This is a genomic window from uncultured Brachyspira sp. (genome assembly GCF_910588665.1).
Classification (GTDB): Bacteria; Spirochaetota; Brachyspiria; order Brachyspirales; family Brachyspiraceae; genus Brachyspira.
This window is the reverse complement of the sequence record NZ_CAJUPR010000033.1, coordinates 1-2,181: the sequence shown is the minus strand read 5'-3', so window position 1 is coordinate 2,181 and position 2,181 is coordinate 1. Positions and strand designations below refer to the sequence as shown.

Sequence of the window (2,181 nt, the reverse complement as noted above, 5' to 3'; positions counted from 1 at the left end):
ATGCCATCGTGATTTGAAGCCTGAAAATATTTTGCTTGATGAACAATACAACATAAAGATTGCAGATTTTGGTTTTGCAAAGTATGTTAAATCATCAATAGCTGAAACTTCTTGTGGTTCTCCTCACTATGCAGCCCCTGAAGTAATTAGAGGCGAACCATATGATGGGTGCGCTGCTGATGTTTGGAGCTGTGGAGTAATTTTATACGCTTTACTTGCTGGTTATTTACCTTTTGATGATCAATCAATCCGAAATTTGCTAGCAAAAGTGAAAAAAGGAGTTTTTTCAATGCCACAATTTCCTGAGCCAATCAAAGAATTAATCCACAGAATGCTTACTTTAGATCCAAAACAGAGAATAACTCTTGCTCAAATCAAATCACATCCATGCTTTAGATGGGGTTTACCCCAAGACTATGTCTTACCATCACCTTTGCCTAATCCTTCTTTTAATGATCCAATTCCACCAGAATCCGTAGCGCCAGAAGTTTTTGATCTATTGAAGAAAATTGGATACAATGATGCGGATGAATTATCTACAGATTTTGCTACTCCTGGGCATACAATGGCCAAAGTTTTTTATTTCATGTTAACGTCCCAAATTTCATTGGAACAACTTCAATGGGATTCAAGTATTGGCGGCGTTTCTCAAGGTACAATTGGCGATTCAGAATCTGAAAATGACCTCCAGAATGTAAATTCATCAGACTCTGGCATGATGATTCTATTAGATCCATCCCAAACATCTTATTCAATAGGAGCCACAAGTAGTGATCCTTTCCATCGTCATGCATACCCAGTTGCAGGGACATCACTTGAATCTGTTAACTCTGTTGCAATTCAAGCTGAATGGGCAATTCAGCCACAACAACCGATCATATATGAACAAACTCATTTGATTTCATGCCCATCCTTGAATATAACAATGGCAATGTATGGCGTTCAATTGCTCATGCGGCAATTTGAAATGCAATGGTTTCATCCTGATGATGAAACAATCATATGCAGACATCATCAACAGAACTTATATGTTGTTATACAAGGCCAAGATTCAACAGAGCAGGCTCCAACAGCAATTCAACTCCAATTATGCAGTGGAACACAAGAATCTTTTTCTGTTTTAGTACGTGGATGCCAAGAAGTTTTGAATGCGCTTACGGCAAAGGTGAATAGCGGTGAATGAAATTTATGTTTATTTCTATCTATTCTTTTTTCTTTTTTCTATCACTTTTAACTCTTGTTCTAAAATATGTTTGTTTCTCCTTATTTTAAAATATATTTATTTATTATACTTTTTTTTTTCTGATGTTCTTTTGATAATTCAAATGTACTATTTGTCTTTCATTCGTGGATTTTGAATTATTGATATCAGAATACAAATATATAAAGAACATTTTAATTTAAATTAACATGCAAAAATATCATTCCGCTCTAATCTTGCTATTTAAACTTTGTTTAATTTTCGCGTGTAAAAAATAAATCATTCAATATTTGATATAAATTCTTAGAAACCGTAAGTTTACACGAAAATTAAAAAACAAAGTTTAGTTTACGAAAAAAATTTATTGTGAACTTTTTTAGATATTATAAAAAGTTAAAATATCTTATAATATTAAAGATACAAGGCTATAAAAAACTTAAATTTTATATTATATATAATAATAAAATTACTAATTACTAATTAATATTTAATTACTATTCATTTATATAGAAATAATAGAGGTATTCATGTAGGGAATTCGTCGATAAAATTTTAAATAAAACATTTTATATTTTTAAATATTTTATAATTGGATTATATAATGATTTGTATAATTCTTTGAGCCTCCATTTTCAAGATATGAATTTAATATATTTTTGTGAGTATAAATAACTTTACTTCTGAATTTTTATAATTTCAATAGAAATATAAAAATATAATTATTTATTAATAAATATGCATTATATGTGCTTATTAATATTCAAATTAGTTAATACATATATTATTAGTTTATATTTAAAATTAATTTGTATTTTTAACTTTTATAATTAAGAAATATATAGATTAGATATAATTATTTTTCAATATTTTAGGAACGATCATTTTATACAAATTAATAAATAATCAATTGAATTTATAATCATCTTTTTTTTGAAAAAATATTTATTCTCTCAATATTTTATTACAATTTAATTAATAAA

The 2,181-nt window shown here is 28.1% G+C and carries 1 protein-coding gene; it reads left to right on the top strand.

Features of this window, described 5'->3' with window-relative positions:
* Positions 1-1,183, top strand: a 1,183-nt coding sequence (locus QZ306_RS10405) for a protein kinase (protein WP_295163628.1), incomplete at its 5' end; no start/stop codon positions are given.
* Between the last annotated feature and the right edge of the window lie 998 nt (positions 1,184-2,181).